Below are 275 nucleotides of genomic sequence, written 5' to 3'. Positions count from 1 at the left end.
GGAATCGAAGCTCCGTAGCAAACGGATGTCGCGGTGGAAGAAGTGGTATATCCATCACCATCGCTATCAACGAATAACAGGGCAGATTGCCATTTGGCATTATCGGCCGGCGCACAGTCTGTATTGTTGGATGAATAACCCGTCGGAGGCGTATTGGCATCGACAGCACAGACACTCACCGAAGAACCGGCCCCGAACGTATCGCCATCGGTATCCGCATAGAAAGGGAACGAAGCGTGTTTCGTGTTGTCGGCATCGTTGCAATCGGTGTTGTC

1 protein-coding gene is annotated in these 275 nt (G+C 52.7%); it reads right to left on the bottom strand.

Annotated elements, in window-relative coordinates:
• Window positions 1-275, bottom strand: a 275-nt coding sequence (locus G6047_RS00100) for a hypothetical protein (RefSeq protein ID WP_211165343.1), incomplete at both ends; no start/stop codon positions are given.

This window comes from Flavobacterium silvaticum (assembly GCF_012911565.1).
Taxonomy (GTDB): Bacteria; Bacteroidota; Bacteroidia; order Flavobacteriales; family Flavobacteriaceae; genus Flavobacterium; species Flavobacterium silvaticum.
This window is presented reverse-complemented; position numbering and strand designations above follow the sequence as displayed.